Below are 14,069 nucleotides of genomic sequence, written 5' to 3'. Positions count from 1 at the left end.
GTGGCTTTCTTCGTTTTGGGACATACCCAACACCAACAAACCTGCCAATTCCCCAACCAATTCAACGGCTAACGCGCCGTCCTCTGGGATCAACCTGATCTCGGTCAACAGACCGCGAATGATAGAGGTCGCTTCCGCTTTCCGCCTGAGAACACGTCAGCCATGCCCTCGATGGCCTGCCGCTTCCACGTACTGACCTGGTTCGGGTGCAACTGATGCTGCGCTGCGATCTCCTGGACCGTCTTGTCACCTCGCAGCGCTTCCAACGCCACTTTGGCCTCAAACTGATCTGTAAAGTTCCGGCGCTTTGCCATTCTCGTATCCCTTCAAAGGTTTGGGATACTCCTTAGCCGACTGTCCGGTTTCCTGGGACCACTTCAACCAATACTGCCACACCAGATTCGACGCGTTCCGTCGTTGGACAAACGATGCCGCCGAGATGACCGTCTAAGCCTGAAGTCATTTGATCGAGTTTAACCTAGGTGATGCGGGGTTGATCTTTGCGGTCCGCTGGTGGCGATTTTTCGGATTGGAAACCATGATGAATGGCTTACTTTCAAGTTTGGAGATCCGTTCGACACGCTTATCCTGACACTATTGGTCATAGGTGTCGAAGCTGCCCTGATCGCAGTGGTCGAACTCAGGCACTTCTCTAAGGGTAATTTTCAATCACATGTCCCACACTGCAGAATAACTGAAAATTGGCGCCAAGCGCGATGATCCCTTTCCGGAAAGCTAAGACTATCGCCGATAACATCGCTGCGGGTGGCCTCCCCAATTCTCGAGCACGTCACCTTCATAATGGTTAGGCCTTGCGTTTTTTCCACTTTGTTCGCGGTGTTTCACCTGACGCCTTTAGAACAAGGTAGGCGGTTGTGGTCAGGTGGCTGTTTATCCGTTTGAGGCCATGCAATAAATCAAGGTGCAAATCGCTGCTCTCAATACTATCGGACCGCCCTGACCCAATTCGACTTATGTGAGTGGCGAAGGATTCAGCTTCTATTTCGCGCACGCTCTCTTTGGCGTCATATAGTTGCTTGGCGAGCTCCGGATCGTAGGTCAGGAAAGCATTCACAGCTAGATCAAAGTTCATACAAACGCTCGCATGCAAATCATTCAATTCGGCCACGCCTTCCCCTGAGAAGTCAATTTGGCGTGTCGCTTTTTTACGAGCGAGCACAAGGAGATCGCAATCCACAATATCGCCAATATGCTCCATACTCGCTATGAATGTCAGTAAATCTTGGGCTTGGCGGCTTTCTTGATCGGTCAATTCTTGCTGCATGGTTCGAGCCATGTAAATTTTTATGGATTCGAATAACGTATCCAACCCGTCATCAAGATTGCTGGTTGCTTCGCAAAGCTCGCTATCGCTGTCTTCCAAAATTGGCGCGACATTTCGAACCATCGTTTGGGCGATGTCAGCCATGCGCAGCGCTTCCCGTTTAGCGCAAGCAAGAGCCTTGGATGGGGATTCTTGCGCCGTTGGATCCAAGTGTTTCGGACGAATTTCGTCTGATACTGATGTATCTTCGGCCGCAAAACTTCCGGCCAATGCAAGCCAAGTCCGCGCGCCGATTACACCTAGCAAAGCCACTGAGACATTCAGCACAAGGTGCAGTGCCAACGGTAAAGATGCGCCTCCGATTTCGGGTAAAGGGACGCCCAAAAGAAGAGCGAAAGCGGTAACAGCCACGCCAACCAGTCGCACATATAGATTTGCGACAAGCGGAATTCGTGCGGCCCGGCTGGATTGCCAATGAGCAACGAGCGGTAGAACTCCGCTGCCTACATTTGCACCAAGCACCATAAAGAGACTTGCCTGCAGGTCCAACACACCCGCATTCGCCAATCCTACGGTCAGCAAAATCACCGCGAGGCTGGAATGTGCGAGATATGAGATCGCGGCCCCTAGGATCAAAACAAGGACCGGTTGCTTTGCAAAGATGCCCAGAATTGTTGCGAATTCTTCAAACTGGCTAATCTCTAGCGCGGTTGCACCGATAAGGGACAAGCCCAAAAGCACCAGGCCGATTCCCAATGTTGATTTGAACAACCCAATAGATCGGGGTGAGCTTGCGGATTGCCCCCCAAAATAGCCAACGGCGATCAGCAACGGGGAAACGGCCGTAATTTTCTGTGACGCAATAAGTGCGGCGATCGCGCTCCCTACATCTGCGCCCAAAACTGTAATAAACGCTGTAGCGGCGCTAATCGCACCCTGCACCGCGAAAGTCGCCGAAATCATCGCTGTCGCTGCACTGCTTTGCAGCAAGACAGCCACCAAAAGTCCTGCCAAAAACGTCGGAACGATGCGACCTTCAGTGCGGCTCGCCAGGCGTTTCAAACTGGTTCCGAAAGCCCGCATCATACCGTTTCGGACTTGCCTTAGGCCAAACAACATGAGGCCAATTGCCCCCACAAGTTCGATCAATAAGAGCATTCGTGGCCAACCTTTCGACGGCTTGGGGGTGTGGTTGAGTTTATGGAGACATTGTTAGTAAATTGAAACTGCCAGAGAACGATCATGAATGATGCGATCAGATCTGGTTGCGTCGCTTCAAAATATTCAGAACGCGTGCAGGATAATCTGAAATAATCCCGTCCACGCCCATGTCGATCATTCTGTCTATGTCCGCAGTCTCATTGACGGTCCAAACATTGACCAACACACCAAGACTCTGGGCAATTGCCAAGTCGTGTTCGGTTAGATCCTTAAAATATGGGCACCAGAACTTTCCGCCGAGAGCTGCGATCATTTGGGGCAATGTTCCGCCATTATCTTCACGCGAAGCGCCGTCCAACCATTGTGACCCGTCGACAACATTTGGCTCCATCTCTGTTCCGTGGGGTTGCTCTAACGTAAGATAACCACGCGAAATGTCGGGTGACCGCAAGGCGCAAGCGCTAAGTACCCGCCAGTCAAAACTGGAAATCACACATCTGTCAGTTAGCCTGTATCTTTCCAATTGGTCCACGACGTCTGAAATTATGACCTCTGGCGGATCGTAAAGGTCAGGGTTTATGGCATGAGATTTTATCTCGGCATTGATCAACATCGGCACATGATCCGCTGCCCATTTGCAAAACGTTTCAAAGGTAGGGACATGTTCATCGACCAATTGCGCCTGGTCGGCGAAAAGACTCAAATCTGTACTGCCAGGGCGCAAACCGCCGACTTTTAGATAGAGAAGTTGATCAGAGGTGGTTTTACGAACCAACTGCGGATCGGCGCCCTTAGTTAGAGTTACATGTGGATCATGCGAAAGAACAGTCAAACGGTTAGCAGCATTTTGGACGTCAAGCTCTACAGCTGTGATGCCAATATCGTACAAGTATTGGAAACCGGCCATCGTGTTCTCAGGGAAAATACCCCGCGCGCCCCGATGGCCGTATACCAAGATCTGTTGTTGATCTGCGGTGCGCTGCATTAGATACGCTGACCTGTATCAGTATCGAAAAAATGCATGTTGTTTGGATCAACGGAAAACCGGATTGTTTCGCCGGCAACAGCATGATGCACGCCGGGAACGCTGATTGTGAACGCATCCGTCGTGCCATCCAACCGACCATGCAGCAAAGTATTCGCGCCCAATGGTTCGCCCATTTGCACCGTGATCGCCAATGCTCCGTTTTCGTCCGCGATAACGTGTTCGGGTCGAATGCCAGCGGTGACATTGCCTGAGGCAGACGTCTTGGCGGGGATAGTTGCGTCGCCAACTTTCAACAGGTCGCCGTCAACATTTGCTTTGAATACGTTCATCGATGGACTGCCGATGAATTGCGCCGCGAACAAGGTTTTCGGTGTCTCGTACACCTCAAGTGGGGTACCGATTTGTTCTGCACGCCCCCCATTCATCACGATCATACGATCCGCCATTGTCATGGCTTCGACCTGATCATGGGTCACATATAGCGACGTAATCCCAAGCCGGTTTTGCAGGTCTCGAATTTCTAGGCGCATCTGCACACGCAGCTTTGCATCAAGGTTGGACAGTGGTTCGTCGAACAAAAACACGGCTGGTTCACGTACAATCGCACGCCCCATTGCCACACGCTGTCGCTGACCTCCTGATAGATCTCGAGGGCGACGATCAAGGTATTCTTCCAGCTGCAAAAGCTTGGCCGCTTCGTTCACCTTCTTCTCTATTTCGGTCTTGGGAATTTTCGCGATCTTTAGGCCATAACCCATATTATCGCGCACGCTCATATGCGGATACAAAGCGTAGTTCTGGAACACCATTGCGATGTCTCGGTCCATAGGCTCCAGCGTATTGACGGTTCTACCGGCAATGCCGATTTCCCCTTCGGACACGCTTTCCAGACCGGCAACCATGCGAAGAAGTGTGGACTTCCCGCAGCCCGATGGCCCAACGATGACGATGAATTCACCGTCTTGAATTTGGGTGCTGACACCGTGGATCACATCCACCGAGCCAAATCTCTTTTTGACGTTATTGAGTTCAACAGTTGCCATGTCTACCTACTTTTCGCTGTCCACGAGACCGCGGATAAAGAGTTTTTGCATTGAGATGACCACGATCACAGGTGGGATCATTGCCAGAATGGAAGTCGCCATGATCACGGGCCAGTCCGCGACATCATCGCCCGACGGGAACATTTGTTTGATACCCATAACGATGGTGTTCATTTCCGGGTCCGTAGTGATCAGAAGCGGCCACAGATACTGGTTCCAGCCATAAATAAAGAGGATCACGAAAAGCGCCGCGATGTTTGTCCGGCTCATCGGGAACAGAATGTCCTTAAAGAACCGCATCGGACGCGCACCATCGACTCGGGCGGCTTCGGCCAACTCATCGGGGACCGTCATAAAGAACTGACGGAACAAGAATGTCGCTGTCGCGGATGCGATTAATGGGAAGATCAAGCCGCCATAGCTATTGAGCATCCCAAAGCCAGCGATGATTTCGTAGGTGGGAACGATCCGCACCTCGACGGGCAACATCAGGGTCAAAAAGATCAACCAAAAGAAGACCTGTTTACCCGGAAATTTGAAGTAAACAATTGCGAACGCGGACAGCAACGAAATGATGATCTTACCGACAGCGATGCCAATGGCCATTACAAGGCTATTCAAAAGCATCGTGAGTACCGGAACATTTACCCCCGAAAACAGAGCCTCTTTGTAGTTCACAAAGAACTGATCACCGGGCCAAAGGGGCATTGGTGGGCTTACGATTTCCGGCTGTGTCACTGTGGAAGCGACGAAGGCCAACCAGATGGGGAAGAACACAATCAAGACGCCCAAGATCATTATTGCATGGGTCATCCACAGTCCGGCACCCCGCTTTTCGACCATGCCCGGGGCGGGTTCTTTACGGGGTTTCATAGTTGTATCGGTCAATAGTGAACCCTCCGCTCTACGAACTTAAACTGGAAAACAGTAAGGGCACCGACCACGATCAAAAGAATCACGGATTGCGCAGCAGACGACCCTAGGTCTTGGCCTACAAACCCGTCCGAGAACACCTTGTATACAAGGATCGTCGTGGATTGTTGAGGTCCACCAGCGGTGATCGTGTGGATAACACCAAAGGTTTCAAAGAAGGCATAAACGACGTTCACGACCAACAGGAAAAATGTGGTAGGAGACAGCAGCGGCAAAACGATTGTCCAGAACCGACGCCAGAACCTTGCACCATCAATGGCGGCCGCCTCGATTACGGATTTCGGAACCGACTGCAAAGCCGCAAAGAAAAACAGGAAGTTATAGCTGATACGACCCCAAGCCGAACTGACGACCACAAGGCCCATGGCCTCACTGCCGTTCAGAACGTGGTTCCAGTCATAGCCCAGGTTTCCAAGATACCAAGACACAACGCCGACGCGTGTGTTGAACATGAACAACCACAAAACACCTGCAATCGCAGGGGCAACGGCGTAAGGCCAGATCAACATCGTTCGATAAGTGCCAGCCCCTTTAATCAAGCGATCCGCAACCACGGCCAAAAACAGCGCTGGGACCATCGAAACGATTGTCACGAGGATTGAGAAGACGGCAGTCGTGACGAACGAGGATCGATAATATGGGTCCGACAGTAGGTACTTAAAATTCCCAAGACCGACATATTGCATCGACAACCCGAACGGATCTGGGATGAATAGTGACTGCCAAATAGCCTGTCCTGCGGGATAGAAAAAGAAGATCGCAGAGACAAGTACTTGAGGCGCGATGAGGCATAGCGGCAAAAGCCAGCCCCGAAAGGTGACGCGTTTTTCCATGATTTTTCGCCTGAATGGTCATGTGCCGGGCGCGCAAAGAAGGAACGCGCCCGGTGAATAGTTGACTTAGCGGTTCGCTTGCTCAAAGCGGCGAAGAAGCGGATTGCCGCGTTCGACTACGCTATCGAGCGCTTCTTGCGCGGACTTGTCACCGGCCCAAATCGCTTCCAACTCTTCGTCGATAATACCCCGAATTTGGTCAAACGACCCAAGACGCAGCCCCTTGGAATTGGCTGTTGGTTCGTTCGCCGTCATCTGCAGGACGGCAATTTCGGTGCCTGGGTTTTCGTCGTAGAAACCAGCAGCACGCGTCGCTTCACCGGCTTCTGCTGTGATGGGCAAGTAACCGGTGTTCTGGTGCCAGGAAGCTTGAACGTCTGACGACGACAGGTAGCTCAGGAATTCGCCCGCGCCCTTGTACTCATCGTCTTCATGCCCTTCCATAACCCACAACGACGCGCCACCAATGATGGTGTTCTGCGGTGCATTGCCAACGCCTTCCCAGTATGGAAGTCGACGCACGTCAAAATCGAATTTCGCTTCAGAACTAATACCTGCATAGCCAGCAGAGCTTTCAGTGAACAACGCACATTCACCTGCGCGGAAGTTTGCGCCGCCTTCATTGCGCCGGCCGGTGTAAATGAACTTACCGTCTTGTGCCCATTCGCCCATCGCAGTCAGATGCGCAACTTGTGCTTCGCCATTCAGCGTCAATTCAGTATCTAGCCCAGCAAACCCATTGTCTTGGGACGCAAATGGCACGTCGTGATAAGCTGAGAAGTTTTCAAGGTGGACCCAGCTCTGCCATGCTGTGACCAGCGGGCATTCTGAGCCGCCCTTTTGCAATGCTGTCAGAGCATCGCCGACATTTTGCCAAGTTGATAGGTCCATGTCAGGGTCGACGCCAGCGGCCTCAAACGCGTCACGGTTCACCCAGAGCACTGGGGTTGAGGCGTTGAAAGGCAGAGACAGCATGTCGCCTTCGGTGGTGGTGTAGTACCCGTTCACCGCGCCGATATAGGCACTAGGATCAAACTGGGCGCCGCTTTGCTCCATGACTTCGTGGACAGGACGGGTCGCGCCCCGGGCAGACATCATTGTCGCAGTTCCGACTTCAAACACCATTAGAATATGTGGCTGTTCCTGAGCGCGGAACGCGGCAATGCCGGCATTCAGCGTTTCGGAATAATTGCCTTTGTGGCTTTGGACGACAACATAGTTGTCTTGGCTGGCATTGAATTCATCGACTTGCGCAGCAACCAACTCGCCAAGACGACCAGTGAACGCATGCCAGAATTGCACCTCTGTTTGTGCCGACGCAGCAATTGGAGACAGCAGTGTGGAGCCAACGGCGAGCGCGCCGATTGTTGTTCGTTTCATTTCATTCCTCCCAGAATTCTAATCCGACTCGGTATCAGTGTGGGCAGGCTAACGTAGTAGAAACATAAATCAACTGCATCTATTGAATAAATATATAACCAACTGTTATGCTTATCTTGAAGAGGAGACAAGCCAATGACGTCCGCACCCAAGCTTCGACAGCTCAAGGTTCTAAAGCTCGTCGCCGATTACGGAAGTATGACTCGCGCCGCGAAAAGCCTTGAGATTTCACAACCCGCTGTTAGCCGTGTGATCGCCGATCTGACCGATTCATTTGGCTTTTCCTTGTTTGACCGAAAGGATGGGAGACTCGTACCATCACAAGAGACTCGTTACATTTTGCCTGATATTGCGCGCGTAATTGAGTTGATGGATCACATTCAAGATACCAGCAGCAACCTGACTGCGCGCCGTGCAGGGCATCTTCGGGTCGCTTGCCTTCCAGGGTTTTCGACTAGTCACTTGCCCAAGATAGTCGCTGATTTTCTGAAAGATCGGCCCGATGTAACAATTACAATTGAACCGGACCGTCCAGAACGTATCTTGGAATGGATCATCGGCGAACAATATGACTGCGGTATTACCGATGCATTCGAAGGCCATCCAACCATTGAACGGACAAAAATAGACATTCGAACCGTCTGCATTTTTCCGCTTGGGCATCGCTTAGAGAACCTAACGGAAGTCACACCAGCTGACCTTAATGACGAGCGCTTGATACATACGCGTCGTGACAGTTACTTTTTTCATACGCTTAACGAAGTTTTTCGTGAACACTCTGTCTCACCCACTCAAATTGCTGAAACGCGACAATTTACGGGTGCGTGCGAGTTGGTGTCGTTGGGGGCCGGTGTTTCGATCGTGAGCGAACTTGACGCGCGCACGTATGAGGGGCGATTAGGTTTCAGGCCGTTTGCGCCAATCATTCCGCATCAACTGTCCTTGGTGCGCCCAATTCACCAAGCCCCGTCAATGATAGCCGTCGAATTCATGGAGAAGTTCAAGGAAAGCCTGAACGATCTGACAATCTGAAACCCGAATGGCTCTCCTCTTTGCGCGTTTCCACCGTCGAAGGTGCGTAGGGGAAGTTGTAGATATTCTGTTAGGGCAACAAGTGTCCTTTCCCGGGTGGTCCACAATGAAATTGCTAAAGTGGTAAGTGCCCGCAATGAGACATTCCTCGCCCTCAGTGTGGCTTACGGCTTCGGTAGAATCGCGCCCATATCAGCCATTTAATGCATTGTGCACCAAAGTTCGCTTTAGACCGCTTGCGACACAGTTCTATAAAAAACTGAGGTGAATCTCGTGACCTAAACGCAGGATTGCATGCTTGTTCGACATCACTGGTGGCGCACCCCCTCAACCAAAACATAACCAGCTAACACAGGTTGTTATTGCAACGTTAACCGCCACGCCGTCCGACCTGATTGAATTGGCGTCCAAAGCCGCGAAGGCTGTGTTGTGCGAGGGGCCTGTCGATCGGAATTTGAAACGAGCATGCCAGTACCAATCTGCAATTCGCGGCGGGACAGTCTTGTAATGATCGGATTCAATCGTCGGTTTGACAGGCATTTTGCTAAGTTCAAGAAAGGTTTTTTGGATGGTGCAATCTGGAAAAGGGAAATGCTTTCAATCTGGTCTTTCGACTCAGCGCCGCAGACAATTGAATATGCGCGTTCTTTTGGCGGCCTGTATCGGGATACAATGCCCCACGATTTCGACACGGCCTTAAACAATAAGGGAGAGCTGCCCCAAACCATCGGCGCGGTTGGAACGTCAATTATGGAGCCTGAATTCGGGGCGCTGGGCGATGTCGACACAGCGGCCGATACGATGATAAACGCAAAAGGGCAGATAGCAGTTATCAAGAATTCGCGACGCGCGGGTTATGGTTGTGACAAAAGGCTCGAAATGTTGGGGTCACAGGGCTTTTGCAGGCCGTAAACGTGCTTGAGAATAGCGTTGTCACGCCCCCAGAAAGAGGAGTGACGAGCGCAACGTCGGCGGATTTCTTCCCTGAGAAATAAATGAAGTCTTATGCAAACGAATGGGATGCGGTTATCAATTCTCTCAAACCCGGATCGAGATCATCAACTGCAATGGAAGACGGCGTGGACGTTACTGATGTCTGAGGGCGACGTGAATTCGAATGAAGCCAAAGACCCGGTTAAATTGAACAATTTGTCCGCGTGAACCAGAAAACACGAAGGGAATTCCCAATGACGAGACCAGTCGCAATCAATCATGTCGCTGCCGTTGTCCCTGACATTGAAGCTGCCATTGAATGGTACCAAGATGTTATGGGATTTAATCTGATTTCTGGGCCGCATGACCTCAAGCCTGATGCCCCATCGGGAGCTCAAGTTGTTGATTGTCTTGGCAAGGCGATTAAGCATCTTCGCATCGCCCACATGGGGACTGCAAATGGCGTTGGGTTAGAGTTGTTTCAACCAATAGACCCGCCATTTGAACATCGCCCCAACATGGTCGAATTCTGGCGCTCTGGCTTTTTCCATATTTGCGTTACTGACCCCGATGTGGAAGATCTTGCTGCGCGCATTGTGGAAACCGGGGGACAGCGGCTTTCGGATTATTGGCCCGAGCGGTTGCCAAAAACTGAGTATCGAATGTGCTATTGTGCAGATCCGTTTGGCAATGTTGTCGAGATTCACTCCCATATGTACGAAACCATGGTCGCACATAAGGACTAACCAAAAACAACTTTTCGCTCGGGTAATCGGTGATTATAGATCTTCTAAAGAGACCCAGCTGCCGCCAGCTTCATGACTGTCCGCACAGGCATTCACGAATTGAACGCCATGTGCACCATCTGCCGGCGTCGGTACTGAGATGAAGTCCGATGGTAGCATTTGGCCGGAAATCCGAGCGGATATCGCGATGGCAATTTCTGAGTAAAGATTAGCCCAGGCATCTGGCAAAGCTTCGGGGTGGCCGCGAGGTAAATGAACAAGCCGTTCGGCTTCGGCGCAAAGTCCTGTGTCTTTTCCGCGCAAAATGTGTCGTTCTGGTTCGTTTAAGGGCGCATGGATCAACCGTTCTGGGTTTTCCTGATCCCAGGAAATACCGCCTTTTTCGCCCCATACGCGGATTCGAAGTCCACAATACTGTCCTGGCGCTGCCTGCGTGACCCAAAGCAGACCCGGCACACCTCCTTCGAGACGAAGGTTTACATATGCTGTGTCTTCCAGATCCTTTGGCGCGCCGCACACATGAAAATCGGCCCGAATTTCATCCGCCTTAAGTCCCGTGACAAAGTGCAGTAGATGGTAGGCGTGTGTACCGATATCGGCAACGACCGAAGATCGCCCGCTGCGTTCTGGCATCATTCGCCAACTGCGGCCCTGAATATTTGGATCCGGAGGCAGGGTCGCCCATTCTTGCAGATACTCGACATTGACTTGACGAATGCGTCCAAGTTCGCCGTTCTGAACCATATGCCGAGCATGTCGGGCCATGGCGTGGAAGACAAATGGATAGGTCAATGTCAGAAATCCGTTTTTAACTTTGGTGAGCTCTACGAGCTCTTGCGCGTCGGCCACGGTGTTGGTCATCGGTTTGTCGAGAATGACCGGGATGTCATTTTCCAGAAACGTTTTTGCAATGCGAAAGTGTGAGTCATTTGGTGTGCAGATAGCGACAGCATCGATGCCGTCCGATCGCTGAGACTCTGTTTCCGCCATGTCCTGATAGCTGTTGTAGATGCGGTCAATGGGTAAGTCCCATTCCTGTCCGGACTTCTGTGCAACGTCAGGATTTGACGACAGCGCTCCGGCAACGATGTTCCACTGATTTGACAAACGCGCACCTGCTGAATGCCAGTGCCCAACCAATCCGCGGCCTCCTCCGACGAATCCAAGACGCAAACGACGGTTCAAGATTGGTGTTCTGTGAGTTGTGTATCCTTCGATCATCTGGTTCTCCCGTTTCAAAGTTGATTGCTGCCACAGCCGAAGATTTCGACGATACTTTGCGAAATTGTCTATCCTATTTGGATAAACACCACCAAAAAAATGCTTACATACCGGTTTCGACCTACTGGCACGTTGTCGATTGTTGGCGTCAAAGCAGTTATAGTGCCGCACTCAGGGTGGTAGTGTCGCGATCCGATTTCGTGCGACTTATGACTCTTTGACAGGTGAATCTTGCCATCTAGAAATTAAAGCAAAGAAATCTTCGCTGAAGCGTGAAACTCATTGAGCCAGAGCAATCTAAATTAGTCGATATGGATGCCGCAATTGCCTATTTGTTGGCTGGCGAAATCACCGAATTGGGCTTTCGGCCAACGGCTATCAAAATGATAAACATGTGTCTAAAGCACTGACATACATTGAGAGTATTAGGTTGATTGTGCCGGGTGAAAATTGCCGTTTTGGATCGTTCAATTTATTCAGGGAATTGGGCGAGTCTTTTCTTCGTGACCTTCGCTGTGACTTGTATTTAGTTTCTGCAGCTGCAGTCGGCGATAGGTGTGCCTCTGACACGTTCCTTAAGCTTGCCGAAGTGATGCGCGCTGTGGTGCAGGCGGCGGGTAAGGGTATAGATATTGCTGATAGCACCGGACCAGACGCACGGGCGGAGCACAAAACTGTGCCGATTGACAAGTTCTTCAGAGAAACCGCGAACTTGTCAGACTATTCCTGCGCACCGTAACCTTTTGGCAAAGTTGGGATCGCAGAGGCTCCGCGTATGACAAAACAAGAATTACTGGACACGATTGCGCTTTTGGAGCGGATGCGCGACTTAAAAAACCTTTGGGTTGAAGCGCCGACCGATGATCCAGTGACGGAAATGTCTCTCTTTCTTATGAAGAGGCATTTGACGGGCCGAATGACCACGCCCACCAGCCTCGCCCAATCCGCCAATGTGCCCTATACCACGGCCACAAGGCGCGTCAGCGAAATGCAGGACTTGGGACTGTTGGACCTGCGCCCACGGACAAAAACTGGGCGTTCGTTCTCGGTGCATCCCAGTCCAAAGCTGATCACAAAAATGACGTCCTATTTGATCTCGACGCGAGCGGCAATCGTTGCGAGCTCTGCGGTTAAAGCCGCTCCGAAGCAAAGCAGGAGAAATCAGGAGGACTCGGATTTCATCGGCGCGCCTTCTATTGCGCGGAGCCGTTTAGGGTTTGGCGGTGGGTTGGACATTCTCGTGCTGAATGACCCAGCCTATTCGATTGGCAAACCGCTCCGGCGGGAGTTGAGCTATTTGATGGGGGGACAGGTGCGGTTTTCGGAAACGTCAATCGACCGACTGCGCGATGAGGTGTTGGAAAACGCTGGGCGGCCCCAATCAAAATATGACGTCGTTGCGGTGGATCTGCCGATGATTGCGGAATTTGCGTCGCGTGGCGTGTTGGCCCCATTGGATGACGTCGCCGCTGACAGCAATGTCAACAGCGCTGACTTTGTTTCGGCAGCGTGGCGAAGCGCAATTGTGGGCGAAAAGCAATATGCCATTCCCATTCTTATTAACCCACAGCTGCTGTTTTATCGGCGTGACCTGTTTTCTGAATTGGGCGTGCCCCCACCTGCCACCACGCCAGAGCTATTGACCCGTGCACGTGTGCTACACAATCCCGCGTCGGGTCAATATGGAGTGTCTTGGACTGGTGCGCATGGAGCCCCTGTTGGACAGGCTTTTGTCCAGTTTTTAGCTGATTTCGGGCAACCGGTGTTTGAGCTGGAACGTTCGGTCGGAGGATATAAGACCAACCCATCCGATCACCGACCGTTGAAACCATTGATTGACACCGACCGCGGGTACGCAACCGGGCGTTTCATGCTGGAATTGCTTGAAGTCTCGGCGCCGGAAACATTGACGCTGAGCTGGGAGGGGCAGGTCAGTCTGTTGCGGGAAGGGCGGGTTGCCATGGCCTATGAATGGGCAAGTCGAGCAGCACAGTTAAGTGGTTTCGCGTCCGCCGGTGATCTTGGGTTTCTACCGCACCCTTCTGGGCCAATCGAAGGTGAAGAGAGGGTTCGGGCCAATGTCGCTCCGATAGGGGGCTTTGCGTTTGGGATACCAGCGAACATCGCATCGGATCGTCTGAAAACTGCATGGAACGCGATAGAATGGATGTCATCTCCAGAGGTCGTCAAATTGCTCGCGCAGCACGGCGGATATGTGACCCCGCGGATCAGTGTCGCGGCCGACCCCGATGTACGGCAATTGTCACCTATGATTGAAGAGGTGGACCGTATGTCTAGGCGGGGCCAAATTCGGTTATGGCCGCGACCTCCGGTGGCCAGCTATTCCACAGTTGTGTCGATCTTGGGTGAAGAAATTCATCAAATGCTGCGCGGGAAACAGAGCGTCGAGGAGGCCCTGTGCCGCTCGCAGCAACGTGCCGAAGCGATTTGATCTTTCGCCGATGAAAAAATATTCAAAATGAACTTATTCTGACTTGAGGCAAATCACATTTC

General features: G+C 51.8%; 12 protein-coding genes. 4 read left to right on the top strand and 8 right to left on the bottom strand.

All coding sequences use genetic code 11. The features are described 5' to 3' along the window. Nucleotides 1–104: 104 nt before the first annotated feature. From ABJI08_RS13770 to ugpB, 7 genes are all read right to left on the bottom strand, one after another. The gene (locus ABJI08_RS13770) at nucleotides 105–314 is read right to left on the bottom strand and encodes a transposase (protein WP_348402423.1); all 210 of its coding nucleotides are present in this window, start codon (nucleotides 312–314) and stop codon (nucleotides 105–107) included. Nucleotides 315–805: 491 nt separating this feature from the next. Continuing rightward, nucleotides 806–2,404, bottom strand: a complete 1,599-nt coding sequence (locus ABJI08_RS13765) for a Na/Pi cotransporter family protein (protein WP_348402426.1) — start codon at nucleotides 2,402–2,404, stop codon at nucleotides 806–808. A gap of 136 nt (nucleotides 2,405–2,540) precedes the next feature. Then, on the bottom strand, nucleotides 2,541–3,431 hold the full coding sequence (locus ABJI08_RS13760; RefSeq protein ID WP_348402422.1) for a glycerophosphodiester phosphodiesterase family protein: 891 nt from the start codon (nucleotides 3,429–3,431) through the stop codon (nucleotides 2,541–2,543). After that, on the bottom strand, nucleotides 3,431–4,477 hold the full coding sequence (locus tag ABJI08_RS13755; protein ID WP_348402421.1) for a sn-glycerol-3-phosphate import ATP-binding protein UgpC: 1,047 nt from the start codon (nucleotides 4,475–4,477) through the stop codon (nucleotides 3,431–3,433). Before ABJI08_RS13755 ends, ABJI08_RS13760 begins: the two co-directional genes overlap by 1 nt. Before the next feature lie 6 nt (nucleotides 4,478–4,483). Further along, nucleotides 4,484–5,320 carry a sn-glycerol-3-phosphate ABC transporter permease UgpE gene (ugpE, locus tag ABJI08_RS13750; RefSeq protein ID WP_348402425.1) on the bottom strand — a complete coding sequence of 279 codons (837 nt, stop codon included), beginning with the start codon at nucleotides 5,318–5,320 and terminating at the stop codon, nucleotides 4,484–4,486. A gap of 41 nt (nucleotides 5,321–5,361) precedes the next feature. Then, a complete protein-coding gene (gene ugpA, locus ABJI08_RS13745) occupies nucleotides 5,362–6,243 on the bottom strand; it encodes a sn-glycerol-3-phosphate ABC transporter permease UgpA (protein ID WP_348402420.1) in 882 nt (293 codons plus the stop codon). Between the two features lie 66 nt (nucleotides 6,244–6,309). Continuing rightward, nucleotides 6,310–7,623 carry a sn-glycerol-3-phosphate ABC transporter substrate-binding protein UgpB gene (ugpB, locus tag ABJI08_RS13740; protein ID WP_348402419.1) on the bottom strand — a complete coding sequence of 438 codons (1,314 nt, stop codon included), beginning with the start codon at nucleotides 7,621–7,623 and terminating at the stop codon, nucleotides 6,310–6,312. A 135-nt stretch (nucleotides 7,624–7,758) separates the two neighbouring features. On the opposite strand from ugpB, the gene ABJI08_RS13735 reads away from it, so the two are divergent. Together ABJI08_RS13735 and ABJI08_RS13730 are read left to right on the top strand one after the other, a co-directional pair. Beyond that, nucleotides 7,759–8,655, top strand: coding sequence for a LysR substrate-binding domain-containing protein (locus tag ABJI08_RS13735; protein ID WP_348402418.1), 897 nt, complete (start codon nucleotides 7,759–7,761; stop codon nucleotides 8,653–8,655). 1,187 nt (nucleotides 8,656–9,842) lie between these two features. After that, a complete protein-coding gene (locus tag ABJI08_RS13730) occupies nucleotides 9,843–10,334 on the top strand; it encodes a VOC family protein (RefSeq protein ID WP_348402417.1) in 492 nt (163 codons plus the stop codon). Nucleotides 10,335–10,367: 33 nt separating this feature from the next. Here ABJI08_RS13730 and ABJI08_RS13725 read toward each other — a convergent pair whose 3' ends face one another. Beyond that, complete coding sequence (locus ABJI08_RS13725) at nucleotides 10,368–11,555, bottom strand: Gfo/Idh/MocA family oxidoreductase (protein WP_348402416.1); 1,188 nt, start codon at nucleotides 11,553–11,555, stop codon at nucleotides 10,368–10,370. A 520-nt stretch (nucleotides 11,556–12,075) separates the two neighbouring features. Here ABJI08_RS13725 and ABJI08_RS13720 point away from each other — a divergent pair. Then, on the top strand, nucleotides 12,076–12,294 hold the full coding sequence (locus ABJI08_RS13720; protein WP_348402415.1) for a hypothetical protein: 219 nt from the start codon (nucleotides 12,076–12,078) through the stop codon (nucleotides 12,292–12,294). A 36-nt stretch (nucleotides 12,295–12,330) separates the two neighbouring features. Beyond that, entirely contained in the window at nucleotides 12,331–14,007 is a 1,677-nt protein-coding gene (locus ABJI08_RS13715; protein WP_348402414.1) for a sugar ABC transporter substrate-binding protein, read from the top strand. Nucleotides 14,008–14,069: the final 62 nt, after the last annotated feature.

It is taken from the genome of Shimia sp., from assembly GCF_039969785.1.
In the GTDB taxonomy this organism is placed as follows: Bacteria; Pseudomonadota; Alphaproteobacteria; order Rhodobacterales; family Rhodobacteraceae; genus Shimia.
Note: the sequence above shows the minus strand (reverse complement) of the source record. Positions and strands in the feature narration are given on the sequence as shown.